Genomic DNA, 14,764 nt, shown 5'->3' on the forward strand with positions numbered 1-14,764 from the left:
GTCTCACCCGCCGGCAGACACTACATCGTGCAACCCGAACGCAAAGTCCCCACCTTCACCACACCCCCCGACCACTGGCCCACCAACGCACCCTTCTAAACCCACCAGGGCCGCTGGGGCCGTCGCGGGATCGTCCCCTTATCCGGCGCGACACGCATCCGGCAGGTCACGCATCCGGATATCACGCATCCGGCAGGTCACGCATCCGGATATCACGCATCCGGATATCACGCACCAGCGCCGTCGCAGTGCGCACCGACGCCGTCGCAGCGACGCACCGGCACCCGCACCGAAGTTCCCGGGCACGGCCGGACGCGCGGCCGCGCGGCGTGCGTGTCCTCGTCAATAGACTCTCGGCCCTCTTGCCCGACGGCACCGTGGGATTCTGCAAGACTGCGGGGATGTCGCACCCCGTTGCGCTGGCGAGACTCTGGCCGGCTTCCGCCCTCCGCGTGCGCGCGGGTGGCCTCGAATTGCGCTGGATCGACGACGACATCCTGGTCGAACTCGCCGCGATCGCCTCCCGCGGGGTCCACGCCGCGGACGCGATGCCGTTCGAGCACCCATGGACACGCGGGACCCCAGACGAGGTCGCGCGCAGCGTGCTGACGTATCAGTGGAATCTGCGTTCGCAGGTGTCGCCTTCCCGATTCGCGATCGAGTTCGCCGTGGTGGCCGACGGCATGCCGGTGGGAATCCAAGGCCTGGTCGCCGAGGACTGGAGCGTGCTGCGCCGTGTCCAGACCGGATCGTGGCTCGGCTCGGCCCATCAGGGGCACGGCATCGGAACCCGGATGCGCGTCCTCGCTCTGCACCTCATCTTCGCCGGGCTCGACGCCCGGGAAGCGACGTCCGGCGCCTTCGCCGACAACGGTCCGTCCAACGCGGTCTCGCGTCGTGTGGGGTACGAGGACGACGGCACCGTCAACGTCGCACGCGAGGGAGCCGCCGTGCCCCACCATCGGTACACGATGTCGCGGGAGCGCTGGGAATCCCTGCGATCTCGACATGCGGAGCTCCTCGAGGCACCGATCGAGATGCACGGCATCGAAGGGTTGCGGGCCCAGGTCGCAGCATCCGGTTCGTCTGATTCCTGAGACCCGCCCGCCCGCTCAGACGAGGAAGCAGTAGACGCCCGTCGCGACGCACAGCACCAGCATGCCGATCGCGTTGACGAACAGATTTCGACCGAAGTCCCGCGCCCTGATGTGCATCGTGATCGCGACCACGAAGTAGGCGACGAGGCACACGGTCGTCAGCGCAGCCAGCCCGGGGATCCAGATCCCCAGAATCAGGCCCGCAGCGGCCGCGAACTTGATCGGCGCCATCATCCACCAGCGGCTCTTCGGCCATTTCACGTCTTCGAAGCACTGCGCGATGAATCGGACCGGCTTGATGCATAGCACGGCGTCCACCAGCGAGATCGCCGCGAGGACGATCACGGGCCATACGGGATCCGGCAGAAGCGTCACGTTTCCACGCTACTGCGGGCCGGCCCGGCGCTCGACCGCGGTGCGAGCCCGTGGCGAGCCTCGCACCCGGAGCACGAGACGGGGCGGCACCATCCGGTGCCGCCCCGCGATCAGCTCTGTGTCAGAGGCCGACCGAGTCGTCCGGCGCGCTCGTCGAGCGACGCGTCACGCGGTCCCCCGCGGAGGGGTCCACGGCGGTGTGCGTCACCGACTCCGTGCGCCGGCGGCGTGCCATCAGCACGATGCCGACCAGGAAGATGACCGCACCCGCGGCCATCAGGATGTACCCGATCATGTCCAGGTTCACCCATTCGACCTCGACGTTCACCGCGAACGCGAGGATGGCGCCGATGGCGAACAGCGCAATGCCTGCTCCGATGCTCATGCCAGGCTCCTTTCCGGGGCGCGGCGATCAGCCCTCCCCTGTTTCGGAACGGAATCGTCCCGCATACACAGTGACCTACCTGCTGGCTCACAGGGAGGGGGTTGACAGGAGACGTCTCGTTACTGTGGGAGAGTGCATCGCGTGATCCGGACTCCCCTCGCCGGGCCGGGAGCGCGGGCATGGCTCATCTGGTCGGTAGGGGTCTCGGCCTACGTACTCGCGATCACGAACCGGTCGTCGCTCAGCGCCGTCGGCGTCGATGCCGCCGCGCGCTTCGACGCCGATGCCGCAACGCTGTCACTGTTCGCGGTCGTCCAGCTCGCCGTCTACGGGGGCATGCAGATTCCGATCGGGGTATTGCTGGACCGTTTCGGCGCCCGCCCGATCATGACCATAGGGATGCTGCTGATGGCGGTCGGACAGCTCACCATGGCCCTCTCCCCCAGCGTGGGCGTCGCGATCATCGCCCGGATGCTGCTCGGCGCAGGCGATGCAGCGATCTTTCCCGGGGTGCTCCGATTGATCGCGACGTGGTTCCCCGCACAGCGGGGCCCGTTGATGGTCCAGTTCACCGGCATCGTCGGGCAGACCGGGCAGCTGATCGCACTCATCCCTCTCGCGGCACTCCTCCACGCGACGACTTGGACCATCACCTTCGGCAGCATCGCTGGCCTCGGCGTACTGTTCGCCATCCTGGTCGCGCTTGTGATCCGCAATCACCCGCCGGACCGTGACGAGGATGTCTCGGTCGACACCGACACCGGGGCGATCCGTGTCGTCACGTCGGCGATCGACACGGGTGTCGGCATCCGCGCCGCGTGGGCACACCCGGGCACCCGGCTCGCCTTCTGGTCGCACTTCACGACGCCGTTCGCCGGTACTGCCTTCGTGCTGCTGTGGGGCATGCCCTTCCTGACCGCCGGCGAAGGACGCACCGTCACCGAGGCGGCGACCATCATGTCCACCTACGTCGTGGTGGGCATGGTGCTCGGACCGGTCATGGGAGAGTTCTCGCGGCGCAGCCCGCACCTTCGCTCGAAGGCCCTCGTGCTCCCCGCCGTCGCGGTGCAGGTGGTGGCGTGGCTCGCGGTGATCGCCTATCCGGGCCCGGCGCCGCTGTGGCTGCTGTTCGCCCTGGCCGTCGCCCTCGCCATGGGCGGTCCGGCATCGATGATCGCGTTCGACCACGCCCGCACGCACAACCCCTCGCATCGGCTGAGCACCGCGACCGGCGTGACCAACGCGGGCGGCTTCCTGGCCGCCCTGGTCGCGATCCTGCTGATCGGACTCGCACTCGACCTGCAGGGTGCGGGCACGCCGTCGACGTACTCTCTGGACGCTTTCCGCATCGCCTTCCTCACTCAATTCCCGCTGTGGCTGCTGGGCACCGCGTTCATCGTGGTCGAACGCAAGCGCACACGGATCCGGCTCGGCATGGATCCGCCTCGCGTGCCGCGCAGACACCGGCGTCGCGCCTGAGTCGGAGCCCCTCGCTACTGTTGCCGCCATGACTCGTGTGATCTACAACACCGCCACGACCCTCAACGGCTTCCTGGCCGACGACACCGATTCGCTGGAGTGGCTCTTCGCCGTTCCCGGCGCGGACGATGCCGAGAACGACTTCGGCGACTTCCTCGAAGGAGTCGGCTCACTCGTGATGGGATCGACGACCTATGAGTGGATCCTCGCCCATGAGAATGTTCTCGAGAAGCCGCAGGCTTGGACATACCAGGGAAAGCCGTCGTTCATCCTGTCATCGCGCGAACTCCCTGCCGTACCCGGCGCCGACATCCGGTTCCGTTCAGGCGATGTGTCGTCGGCCTGGGACGAGATCCGGGATGCTGCCGCCGGCCGCGACGTGTGGCTCGTGGGTGGCGGTGACCTGGTCGGGCAGTTCGCCGATGCCGGTCTCCTCGATGAGGTGCGGGTCTCGGTGGCACCGGTCACGCTGGTCTCGGGAAGACCCCTCTTACCCCGCCGGCTCGAATCGGACCGTCTGCGCCTGGAGTCGGTGCGGCAGGCAGGTCAGTTCGCCGAACTGGTGTACTCGGTGAGGCCGTCCGCCTGAGCACGCCCCGAATGCCCGGAATCAGCCGGCAGAAGGGCCGATAGGCGTCCACTCGCCGAACTTCGCCGCTCGGCCGTCCCCCGAAGATGTGCCGGTGAGTCGACGCCGCACCCAGGGTCCGACGTGCTCGCGGTAGTAGGCGAAGCCGCGTGGTGCGCCGGCTGGCAACGGCGGCAACGACCACCACTCCGCCGGCGGGTCCATCCCGAGCGCCGTCAGCACGCGAGCGGCAACGCGATGATGCCCGCGGGAGTTCATGTGGAGCCGGTCCTCGGACCAGTACGGCGGCGTGGAGAGCTCACGGTCGTACCAGTTGAACGCCGTGGCCACATCGGGCCTTTCGCGCAACCGCGACGCCACCGCATCCGACAGCAGATCGCCGCGGCGCTGGATGAGACGGCTCAGCGGCAGCTGCCCGGACGGGTTGGCCCCCGCGAGCACGATGAGGTGAACGCCCTCCTCGTCGCAACGGCGCAGCACGTGGTCGAACGCCTGGACTACCCGCGCGATGCTGGTTCGCGGTCGGAGCATGTCGTTGCCGCCGCCGTTGAACGACAGATGCGTCGGTTTCAATGCGAGCGCGGGCTCGAGCTGCTGATCGACGATCGGCCACACGAGCTTGCCGCGGATCGCGAGATTGGCGTACTCGACGGGCTCCCCCGAGGCGTCCGCCCATCCCTGCGCCACCAGATCGGCCCACCCGCGCACATGTCCGTCGGGCAGTTCATCGCCGACGCCCTCGGTGAAGGAGTCGCCGATCGCGACATATCGAACGGATGCCACCGCCCCAGCCTATGCCGCGTCAGCGGTCGTCCAGCGCGGCCCCGCGTCTGTCGGCGAGGCCCCAGGCCGCCGCGGCCGCCAGCGCGAAGAAGACCGCGAAGACCACGAACAGCACGGGCGCTCCCCCGGCAGCGAGCAGCAACGGCACCGACAGCGGTGCCACGATCGACGCGATGCGTCCGACGCCCGCCGCCCACCCCGACCCGGTGCCGCGGAGCGACGTGGGGTAGGTCTCGGGCGTGACCGCATAGAGCGCGCCCCAGGCGCCGAGGTTGAAGAACGACAGGGCCATTCCGGCGATGAGGACCGCTGCCTCGCTGGAGGCCGTGCCGAAGAACACCGCCGCGACCGCAGAGCCCGCGAGGAAGACGGACAGTGTCAGGCGACGCCCCCAGACCTCGATCAGCCATGCGGCGACGGCATAGCCCGGAAGCTGGGCGAGCGTGATGATGAGCGTGAAGCCGAAGGAGCGGACCAGGTCGTAGCCCTGCGCGACCAGGATCGACGGGATCCAGATGAACGCCCCGTAGTACGAGAAGTTCACGCAGAACCATACGACCCACAGCGACAGCGTGCGGCGCCGGAACTCGCGCGACCACAGCGCCGCGAGCCGCTCGCGCGCCGTCGCGGCGGTGGGGCGGACGATCTCGATCGCCCCGGTGGTCAGGCGGCGGCGGGCGTGCGTCGTCACCGAGGCCGATTCCTCGAACGAACGGATGATCGCATCCGCCTCGTCGTGTCGACCTCGCTGCTCCAGCCAGCGGGGCGACTCCGGCAGACCCCAGCGGACGATCAGCGCGTACACCGCGGGGATGGCGCCGAGCGCGAACGCCCAGCGCCAGCCCGCGTCGGAACCCGGGATGACGAAGAAACCGATGAGCGCCGCAGCGGTCCAGCCGACGGCCCAGAACGCCTCCAGGATCACGATCAGACGACCCCGCATGCGCGCGGGCGCGAACTCGCTCACGTAGGTGCTCGCCACGGGAAGTTCGGCCCCGAGCCCCAGACCGACGAAGAACCGCAGGACCAGCAGCAGCGCGAGCCCCCCGACGAGCGCGCTGGCACCCGTCGCGATGCCGTACACGACCAGCGTGACCGCGAAGATCTGGCGTCGTCCGAACCGGTCGGCCAGCAGCCCGCCGAGCGACGCGCCGACAGCCATGCCGATGAAGCCGATCGAGGCGATCCACGCCGTCTCGGCGGGGGCCAATGACCACTGCGCGGCCAGGGCCGCGATCACGAACGAGATCAGGCCGACGTCCATCGCGTCCAGCGCCCAGCCGATCCCCGAGCCGGTGAGGACTCGCAGGTGCTGCCGTGTGAACGGCAGGCGATCGAGGCGCTCCGACGTGGTCGCCGTCGTCGTGGCCGGGGTTGCGGCATCCGTCATGCGCTCATGCTATTCAAGCGCGAGGCGCCGCGGAATGCGGCCGTCATATGCGGGCTGCCGGAGATCACGCATCCAGAGACACGCGGACGGCACGGGCGTAGCGTGGAGGCATGGCACTGTTCGCCGATCGTGCCGACGCAGGCCGCGAGCTGGCGCGATCACTCGAGCGCTGGCGCGGGACGGATGCCGTCATCCTCGGCATTCCCCGCGGCGGGATCGTCACCGCTGCCGCGGTGGCGGCGGAGCTGTCGCTCCCTCTCGACGCGGTGGTCGTCCGCAAGCTGGGCGCCGCGGGACGCGAGGAATTCGCGGTCGGTGCGATCGCCGACGGAGTGCGGATCGTCACGCCGTCCGCCATGGAGTGGGCGGGGATGTCGCAACGTGATCTGGATGCGGTCGAGGCGGCCGAACGCGATGAGCTGGCGAGGAGGACGGATGCCTTCGGCTCCGGCACGGCAGACGTCACCGGCCGGACGGTGATCGTGGTGGACGACGGCGTGGCCACGGGATCGAGCGCCGCCGCGGCCTGCCGCGCACTGCGAGCACGCGACCCCGAGCGGATCGTCCTGGCCGTGCCAGTGGCGCCGGCGCGGTGGCAGCCGCCCCCCGACGCGATCGACGAGTTCGTCTGCCCGCACCTCGAGCGGGACTTCTGGGCGGTCGGGCAGTTCTACGACGACTTCACGCAGACAACCGACGAGCAGGTCGTGGAGCTGCTGCGCGGATCGGCGCCCGGTCGCTGAGCGTGCACTCGCTCAGCGACCGGGCACCTCGTCAGCGCGACAGCGCCATGCGCAGGGTGTCGAGGCCGACGCCTCCGATGTCGAGCGCGCGCTTGTGGAACCGCTTGATCGAGAAGTCAGCGCCTTCGCGCTCGGCGACCTCGTCGCGCAACTGCTCCCAGATGCGCTGGCCCACCTTGTACGAAGGCGCCTGGCCCGGCCAGCCGAGATAGCGGTTGACCTCGAAGGTGACGAACTCGTCCGACATGTTGACGTTGTGGCGCATGAACTCAAGAGCGAAGTCGGCGTCCCAGGTGCCTTCGCCATCGGGCCGCTGCTTCTCGAGGTGCACACCGATGTCGAGCACGACGCGTGCGGCACGCATGCGCTGGCCGTCGAGCATGCCCAGCCGGTCGGCGGGGTCGTCGAGGTAGCCCAGCTTCTCCATGAGGCGCTCGGCGTAGAGCGCCCACCCCTCGGCATGCCCCGACGTGCCGCCGAGCAGGCGACGGTACGAGTTGAGCTGCGCGCGGTTGTAGACGGCCTGAGCGATCTGCAGGTGATGGCCGGGAACGCCTTCGTGGTACACCGTGGTGAGCTCCCGCCACGTGTCGAAGTCCTCGACGCCCTCGGGAACCGACCACCACATGCGGCCCGGGCGCGAGAAGTCGTCGGTCGGGCCCGTGTAGTAGATGCCGCCTTCCTTCGTCGGCGCGATCATGCACTCCAGGCGGCGGATGGGCTCCGGGATGTCGAAGTGGGTGCGGCCCAGTTCGGCCACGGCGCGATCGCTGGTCTCCTGCATCCACTTCTGCAGCGCCTCGGTGCCGTGCAGCTTGCGGCTCGCGTCCTGCTCGAGGAAGGCGACGGCCTCTTCCACGGACGCGCCGGGCTTGATCTCGTTCGCGATCGACTCCTGCTCGGCCACCATGCGGGCGAGCTCCTCGACGCCCCACTCGTAGGTCTCGTCGAGGTCGACCGTCGCCCCGAGGAAGCGACGCGAGTGCAGCGCATACAGCTCACGACCGACGGCATCCTTCTCGGCTGCGGCGGGCGCCAGTTCGGACGACAGGAACTGCGCCAGCGTGTCGTACGCGACGCGGGCAGCGTTGGCGTTGTCGGCCAGATCGCGGGCGAGGGATGCCGGGAGCTGGCCCTCGTCCGGAGCAGCATCCGCCGCGAACGAGGCGAAGAACCCCCCGTCCTCGGTGTACCGGGCGATCTGCGTGACTACCTCGACCACCTGCCGCCGGGCAGGGACGACACCGCGGGCGATTCCCTCGCGCAGCGACTCGACGTACCCGTCGATCGCACCCGAGACCGCGCCGAGGCGAGTGGCGATGACCGACCAGTCGTCCGCCGAGGCGGTCGGCATCAGGTCGAACACCTGGCGGATGTTCTGCGCGTGCGACGCGATCACATTGAGGTCGCGCAGGTGCCACTGGGCGTCGTGCAGGTCGATCCCGAGCTGGATCTCGCGTGCGAGATCCTCCTGGGTGACGGCGTCGATGTCGTCGACCGGGTCTGCGGCCTTGAGCTCGGTCAGCGTCTTGCGCCCTTCGGCGATGAGCTGCTCCTGGCCGGCCGGGCTGTAGTCGCCGAAGCGGTCGTTGAACTCGTCACGGCCGATGTAGGTCGCCAGTGTCGGTTCGAGCTCGGCGAGCGTGTCCACCCATGCATCGGCGATCTTGTCGATCTGCGTGGGCGTGCGGGTTTCTTCAGTCATGCGTCGAGCCTAGGGATGACACGGGGTCTCGACAAACGCGCGTCCCGGTCGCATCCGGCCGCGACGCCGCGCGGCGCTCAGTGGCCGGCCGAGTTCCAGTCTCCGCCTCGCCCGATCTGCACCTCGAGCGGCACCGAGAGCTCCGCCGCATCGCCCATGCGCTGGCTGACCACCTGCTCCGCGGCATCCCACTCCCCCGGCGCGACTTCGATCACGAGCTCGTCGTGGATCTGCAGCAGCACGCGCGACCGCATCTCGCGAGCCGCGAAATCGTCGTGGATGTGGAAGAGGGCGATCTTCATGATGTCGGCGGCACTGCCCTGGATGGGCGCATTCAGTGCCGCGCGTTCGGCGTTCTCGCGCAGCACGCGATTGGGGCTGGCGAGGTCCGGGAACGGTCGCCGGCGACCGAAGATCGTCTCGGTGTAGCCGTCGATGCGTGCTTGCTCGACCGAGGAGCGAAGGTAGTCGCGGACGGCGCCGAAGCGAGCGAAGTACTCCATCATGAGCTGCTTGGCCTCGGACTGCTCGATGCGCAGCTGCTTCGAGAGCCCGAATGCCGAGAGCCCGTAGACGAGTCCGTACGACATGGCCTTGACCTTGGTGCGCATCGCGGGCGTCACGTCTTCGGGCTCGACAGCGAAGACGCGCGCACCGACGAACCGGTGGAGGTCCTCCCCTGAGTTGAACGCCTCGATGAGGCCGGGATCCTCCGACAGGTGCGCCATGATGCGCATCTCGATCTGCGAGTAGTCGGCCGTGAGAAGGGTCTCGTAGCCCTCTCCCACGACGAAGGCGGAGCGGATGCGGCGGCTCTCCTCGGTCCGGATGGGGATGTTCTGCAGATTGGGGTCGGTGCTCGAGAGGCGGCCGGTCTGGCTGCCGGTCTGCACATAGGTCGTGTGGATGCGGCCGTCGGGTCCGATCGCCGCGTCCCCGCCGATGGCGCTGTCGAGCGACTCGATGATCTGTCGCAGCTTGGTCGCCTCACGATGCTGCAGGAGGAGGTCGAGGAAGGGGTGAGGATTGGTCTCCTGCAGGTCGGCGAGCACCGCGGCATCCGTGGAGTACCCGGTCTTGGTCTTGCGGGTCTTGGGCAGCTGCAGCTCGTCGAAGAGAACCTCCTGCAGCTGCTTGGGCGAGCCGAGATTGACCTCGCGCCCGATCGCCGTGTACGCAGCCTGCGCGAGGGCATCGGCGCGCTGGGCGAGTTCGCCCGAGAACTCGGCCAGCGTGTCATGCGACACCGCGACCCCTGCCAGCTCCATGTCGGCAAGCGCCAGGAGCGTGGGCAATTCGATATCGCTGAGCACGGTCGCGACGCTCGGCGCCATCTCGGCCCGCACGGCTTCGGCCACCCGCAGGATGTACCAGGACAGCTGGCCCGGAGTGGCACCCTCCGTCTCGGGGACGAGCTGCGTGGGATCCGCCTCGGGCAGCTCCTCGTCGAGGTACCTGTCGACCAGGTGCGCGAGCGTCTTGTCGGGGAAGCTCGGCCGCAGCAGCCATCCGGCGACGATCACGTCGAACGCGAGCCCGCCGATCGCGAGCCCCGCGCGCCGCAGCGCCTTGATCTGCGGCTTCGCGTCGCTGAAGACCTTCGGCGCGTCCGAGGCGAGCCATGGAGAGATCGCCTGCTCGACCTCGGCAGTCAGCGTCGCCTCGACCGCAGAGTCCTTCGTCGCGAAACCCACGCGTCGCGGCAGGCCGCCTTCCACCACGATCGTGACGCCGACGTCGCCGGTCGCACTGCCGAGCCACGCCACGAGATCGCCCGGCGCCGGCTCCTCGGCTGTCGGCGCCAGCATCGCAGCGGCGGACGTCACGGCCGCCATCTGCTGCTCGATGCCGGCGAGCTCGGCCACGCGGGGAATGAGCGTCTTGAACTCGAGGCGGGCGAAGATGTCACGCACTGCCTGCGCATCCATGGGCTGCACCTCGAGGTCGCCCGGGCCGAGAGGCAGCTCGACGTCGGTCATGAGGCGGTTGAGCATGCGGTTGCGCCGGACGTCCTCGACGTGCTCGCGCAGGTTGTTGCCCACGACGCCTTTGATGGACTCGGCGCCCTCGAGCAGCGCGTCGAGCGAGCCGAACTGCGTGAGCCACTTGACGGCGGTCTTCTCCCCCACCTTCGGGACACCGGGCAGGTTGTCGCTGGTCTCGCCCACCAGTGCGGCGATGTCGGGATACTGCTCGGGCGGGACGCCGTACCGCTCGATGACAGCCTGCCGGTCGTAGCGCTTGAGCTGCGACACTCCCTGCACGTTGGGGTAGAGCAGGGTGATGTCGTCGTTGACGAGCTGGATCGTGTCGCGATCTCCGGAGCACACGAGAACTCGGAAGCCGTCGGCCGCCCCTTGTGTGGCGAGCGTCGCGAGGATGTCGTCAGCCTCGATGTCCTCCTGCTGCAGCACCCGGATGCTCATCGCTGCGAGGCAGTCCTGCAGCAGTGGGATCTGCCCCTTGAACTCGGACGGCGTCTCGGAACGGTTCGCCTTGTACTCCGGGTACTCACGGCTGCGGAAGGACTGTCGCGATGTGTCGAACGCCACCGCGAGGTGCGTGGGCTTCTCTGCCTTGATGAGATTGATCAGCATGGCCAGGAATCCGTAGATCCCGTTCGTGTGCTGGCCATCCTTCGTCGAGAAGTTGTCGACCGGGAGGGCGTAGAAGGCGCGATACGCCAGCGAATGGCCGTCCACGACGAGAAGGGTAGGCTTTGCGGAGTCCGTCACCCTGCAAGCCTAGCCAGGCCCGCGGACAGCCAGATCGCCCCCACGACGTGCAAGACCCGAAGGTGCCGCATGCCCGAACAGTCCGTCTCCCACCAGAACGCGCTGGAGTGGGCGCTCGGGCGAGGACTCGGCGCACTCGCGGAGCGCATGGGGTTCGAATGGCTCGAATTCACGCCCGAGCGGGCCGTCGCGCGCATGCCGGTCGAGGGCAACACGCAGCCGGTCGGACTCTTCCACGGCGGGGCCTACGTCGTGCTGGGCGAGTCTCTCGGATCGATGCACGCCAACTATCACGCCGGCCCCGGCAGGCTCGCAGTGGGCGTCGACATCAACGCGACCCACACTCGTTCGGCGACCAGCGGCTACGTCACCGGCGTCTGCACGCCGGTGCACATCGGCCGCAGCATCGCGGTGCACGAGATCGTCGTGTCCGACGATCAGGGCCGGCGCTGCTCGACGGTCCGCATCACCAACCACATCAAGACACTCCCCCAGACATGAACGAAGCGGATGCCCCGGCCGGGGCATCCGCTTCGTCGAAGTCTTTTTCAGCCCTTCTTGGGCGCGAGCTGCTCGATGATCGCCTTCGCGACGTCCTGCATGGTGAGACGGCGGTCCATGGACGCCTTCTGGATCCAGCGGAACGCCTCGGGCTCGGACAGGCCCATCTTCTCGTTGAGGAGGCCCTTCGCGCGGTCGACGAGCTTGCGGGTCTCGAAGCGCTCGACCATGTCGGCGACCTCGGCCTCGAGCGTGATGATCTGCTCGTAGCGAGCCAGGGCGATCTCGATCGCGGGCAGCAGGTCGTTCGGCGTGAACGGCTTGACGACGTATGCCAGCGCCCCTGCCTCGCTCGCGCGCTCGACGAGCTCCTTCTGGCTGAAGGCGGTGAGCAGCACGACGGGGGCGATGTGGTTCTTGCTGAGCTTCTCGGCGGCCGAGATGCCGTCGAGCTGCGGCATCTTGACGTCCATGATGACGAGGTCGGGACGCAGCTCGGTGGCCAGTGCCACCGCGGTCTCGCCGTCGCCTGCCTCTCCGACGACGTCGAAGCCGTTGTCGCGGAGGATCTCGACGATGTCGAGTCGGATCAGCGATTCGTCCTCGGCCACCACGACACGACGTGGGGTGGAAGCCGTCGATGCGGCGGTCTGCTCCTGCTCAGTCACCATTGAATCCTACGGTATGGTCGTTCGCGGACGCGCCGCGAGGCGCCGGCCGGTGTGGCGGAATGGCAGACGCGACCGACTCAAACTCGGTTGCCCGAAAGGGCGTGTGGGTTCGACTCCCACCACCGGCACGAGAAAGGGGAAGCCGCCCGAAGGGTGCCTTCCCCTTTCTCGTGCCGGTCGAGGGCTTGGGAAGAGCGCGCTTGTGGGTGGGCCCACGCGGCCAGAGGCTCCGCGCGACGCGCCGGCGGCGCGTGGAGGGGCCGTGGGGACGACTCCCACCACCGGCACGAGAAGGCCGTGGGGAGGACTCCCCCACCGGCACCGTCATGACAGCGATGAGCGAATGCCCCGGGGCGGGGCATCCGCTCATGTCATCGGCGGTTACGCGCCGAAGTACTGGTTTCCGAGCGCCTTGCTCTTGAGGGCGTCGAACTCGCCCTGTGAGATCGTGCCGGCGTCCAGGAGCGCCTTGGCCTTGGCGATGTCGTCCGCGGGGCTCGCCGAAGCAGCCGGGCGGTAGTCGTCCGACTCGGGCACCACTCCACGGCGGTAGAACTGCGCGCGCTGAGCCATGCCCTTGCCGCGGGCGATGATGTAGATCAGCGCCGTGAGGAACGGTACGAACACCAGCGCGATGATCCACAGCGCCTTGAACCAGCCGTTGAGCGCGTGGTCGCGGAACAGGTCCGTGATGATCACGATCACCACGTACAGGTACGCGATGAAATAGAAGCTCCACAGCAGGAACCAGAACAGTTCACCGAAGAAGGACATCGGCGTCACCTTTCACAGAGAACGGGAGGGTGCGACCCACAGTAGTGGTCGCACCCTCCCGTCCGAAGGAGCCGTCAGTCCCGTGTCTTGTAGATCGGGGCCTTGCCGTGGACGGCGTCGCCCACCTTGTGGATGCGGATGTCGTTCGTCGAGCCGATGATTCCGGGAGGCGATCCCGAGATCACGACGACCTTGTCGCCGACCTTCGCGAGGTCGTTCGACAGCAGGTAGTCGTCGACCTGGATGAACATCAGGTCGGTGTGGGCGACGTGCTCGACGAGGGTCGAGCGCACGCCCCACGTGAGAGCCATGCGGCGGCGGATCGCCGGATCGGGAGCGAAGCCGATCATGGGGATGCGGGGACGCAGGCGCGACATGCGACGCGCCGTGTCGCCGGACTCGGTGAAGATGCAGAGGTACTTCGCCTCGACGAACTCCGCGACCTCCATGGCGGCCAGCGTGATGGCGCCGCCCTGAGTGCGCGGCTTCGTGGTGAGCGGCAGGATGCGCTCGAGGCCGTGCTCCTCGGTCGAGTTGATGATGCGGGCCATCGTCTCCACCACGATGACCGGGTACTTGCCGACGCTGGTCTCGCCCGACAGCATCACCGCGTCGGCGCCGTCGAGCACCGCGTTGGCGACGTCACTGGTCTCGGCGCGCGTGGGAACCGGGTTCTCGATCATCGACTCGAGCATCTGCGTCGCGACGATGACCGGCTTGGCCATGCGCCGGCACAGCTCGACCGCGCGCTTCTGGACGATCGGCACCGCCTCCAGCGGAAGCTCCACGCCCAGGTCGCCGCGGGCGACCATGATGCCGTCGAACGCGTCGATGATCTCTTCGAGGTTGTCGACCGCCTGCGGCTTCTCGATCTTCGCGATGACCGGGACGTGACGTCCCTCTTCGGCCATGATCACGTGGACGCGCTGGACGTCCTTGGCGCTGCGGACGAACGACAGCGCGATGATGTCGGCTCCCGCCTGCAGGCCCCAGCGCAGATCCGCTTCGTCCTTCTCGGACAGTGCCGGGACGTTGACGGCGACGCCGGGCAGGTTGATGCCCTTGTTGTTCGACACCGGGCCGCCCACGATGACCTTCGTGGTGACGACCGTGCCGTCGGTCTCGACGACCTCGACGCGGACCTTGCCGTCGTCGATGAGCAGGAAGTCGCCCGGTTTGACGTCGTTCGGAAGACCCTTGAAGGTCGTGCCGACGATCTCCTTGGTGCCGAGGATGTCCTCGGTGGTGATCTTGAAGATGTCGCCGGCGGCGAGCTCGTGGGGTCCGTTCTCGAACTTGCCGAGGCGGATCTTGGGGCCCTGCAGGTCGACCAGGATCGCGACCGCGCGGCCGGCGTCATCCGCGGCCTTGCGTACGTTGGCGAAGTTGTTGTCGTGGACCGAGTAGTCCCCGTGGCTCAGGTTGAATCGGGCCACATCCACGCCGGCGTCGATGATCGCGCGGACCATCTCATACGTCGACGTGGCGGGTCCCAGGGTGGCGACGATCTTGGCGCGTCTCATCCGTGGTTTTTCTC

The 14,764-nt window shown here is 68.2% G+C and carries 14 protein-coding genes and 1 tRNA gene; 6 read left to right on the top strand and 9 right to left on the bottom strand.

The window, feature by feature from the left end:
• The first annotated feature begins 401 nt into the window (after positions 1-401).
• Positions 402-1,097, top strand: coding sequence for a GNAT family N-acetyltransferase (locus HF576_RS16005; protein WP_168913851.1), 696 nt, complete (start codon positions 402-404; stop codon positions 1,095-1,097).
• Positions 1,098-1,112: 15 nt separating this feature from the next.
• Here HF576_RS16005 and HF576_RS16010 read toward each other — a convergent pair whose 3' ends face one another.
• On the bottom strand, positions 1,113-1,472 hold the full coding sequence (locus HF576_RS16010) for a DoxX family protein (RefSeq protein WP_168913852.1): 360 nt from the start codon (positions 1,470-1,472) through the stop codon (positions 1,113-1,115).
• 121 nt (positions 1,473-1,593) lie between these two features.
• Positions 1,594-1,857, bottom strand: a complete 264-nt coding sequence (locus HF576_RS16015; RefSeq protein WP_168913853.1) for a DUF6458 family protein — start codon at positions 1,855-1,857, stop codon at positions 1,594-1,596.
• Between the two features lie 141 nt (positions 1,858-1,998).
• On the opposite strand from HF576_RS16015, the gene HF576_RS16020 reads away from it, so the two are divergent.
• Positions 1,999-3,336: an MFS transporter gene (locus HF576_RS16020; protein ID WP_168913854.1), complete on the top strand. Its 1,338-nt coding sequence runs from the start codon at positions 1,999-2,001 to the stop codon at positions 3,334-3,336.
• Positions 3,337-3,364: 28 nt separating this feature from the next.
• Positions 3,365-3,925 (top strand): dihydrofolate reductase family protein, encoded by a 561-nt coding sequence (locus tag HF576_RS16025; RefSeq protein ID WP_168913855.1) that lies wholly within the window; start codon positions 3,365-3,367, stop codon positions 3,923-3,925.
• A gap of 21 nt (positions 3,926-3,946) precedes the next feature.
• Here the strand turns inward: HF576_RS16025 and HF576_RS16030 are convergent, their stop codons facing one another.
• Together HF576_RS16030 and HF576_RS16035 are read right to left on the bottom strand one after the other, a co-directional pair.
• Positions 3,947-4,708 carry a GDSL-type esterase/lipase family protein gene (locus HF576_RS16030; RefSeq protein WP_168913856.1) on the bottom strand — a complete coding sequence of 254 codons (762 nt, stop codon included), beginning with the start codon at positions 4,706-4,708 and terminating at the stop codon, positions 3,947-3,949.
• A gap of 19 nt (positions 4,709-4,727) precedes the next feature.
• Positions 4,728-6,098 carry an MFS transporter gene (locus HF576_RS16035; RefSeq protein ID WP_168913857.1) on the bottom strand — a complete coding sequence of 457 codons (1,371 nt, stop codon included), beginning with the start codon at positions 6,096-6,098 and terminating at the stop codon, positions 4,728-4,730.
• 110 nt (positions 6,099-6,208) lie between these two features.
• Between HF576_RS16035 and HF576_RS16040 the strand changes: the two genes are divergently transcribed.
• On the top strand, positions 6,209-6,841 hold the full coding sequence (locus HF576_RS16040) for a phosphoribosyltransferase (protein ID WP_168913858.1): 633 nt from the start codon (positions 6,209-6,211) through the stop codon (positions 6,839-6,841).
• Positions 6,842-6,872: 31 nt separating this feature from the next.
• Here the strand turns inward: HF576_RS16040 and HF576_RS16045 are convergent, their stop codons facing one another.
• Together HF576_RS16045 and polA are read right to left on the bottom strand one after the other, a co-directional pair.
• On the bottom strand, positions 6,873-8,546 hold the full coding sequence (locus HF576_RS16045) for a DUF885 domain-containing protein (protein ID WP_168913859.1): 1,674 nt from the start codon (positions 8,544-8,546) through the stop codon (positions 6,873-6,875).
• Between the two features lie 77 nt (positions 8,547-8,623).
• Complete coding sequence (gene polA / locus HF576_RS16050; protein WP_168913860.1) at positions 8,624-11,281, bottom strand: DNA polymerase I; 2,658 nt, start codon at positions 11,279-11,281, stop codon at positions 8,624-8,626.
• Positions 11,282-11,350: 69 nt separating this feature from the next.
• Between polA and HF576_RS16055 the strand changes: the two genes are divergently transcribed.
• Entirely contained in the window at positions 11,351-11,782 is a 432-nt protein-coding gene (locus tag HF576_RS16055; RefSeq protein ID WP_168913861.1) for a PaaI family thioesterase, read from the top strand.
• Positions 11,783-11,829: 47 nt separating this feature from the next.
• Here HF576_RS16055 and HF576_RS16060 read toward each other — a convergent pair whose 3' ends face one another.
• Positions 11,830-12,453, bottom strand: coding sequence for an ANTAR domain-containing response regulator (locus tag HF576_RS16060; protein ID WP_109209425.1), 624 nt, complete (start codon positions 12,451-12,453; stop codon positions 11,830-11,832).
• 45 nt (positions 12,454-12,498) lie between these two features.
• Here HF576_RS16060 and HF576_RS16065 point away from each other — a divergent pair.
• Positions 12,499-12,581 (top strand) — tRNA-Leu (locus HF576_RS16065).
• Between the two features lie 253 nt (positions 12,582-12,834).
• On the opposite strand, the gene HF576_RS16070 is transcribed toward HF576_RS16065, so the two are convergent.
• Positions 12,835-13,227 carry an SHOCT domain-containing protein gene (locus tag HF576_RS16070; protein WP_168913862.1) on the bottom strand — a complete coding sequence of 131 codons (393 nt, stop codon included), beginning with the start codon at positions 13,225-13,227 and terminating at the stop codon, positions 12,835-12,837.
• Between the two features lie 74 nt (positions 13,228-13,301).
• Positions 13,302-14,750: a pyruvate kinase gene (pyk, locus tag HF576_RS16075; RefSeq protein WP_168913863.1), complete on the bottom strand. Its 1,449-nt coding sequence runs from the start codon at positions 14,748-14,750 to the stop codon at positions 13,302-13,304.
• Positions 14,751-14,764: the final 14 nt, after the last annotated feature.

Source organism: Microbacterium salsuginis (assembly GCF_012524205.1).
Classification (GTDB): Bacteria; Actinomycetota; Actinomycetes; order Actinomycetales; family Microbacteriaceae; genus Microbacterium; species Microbacterium salsuginis.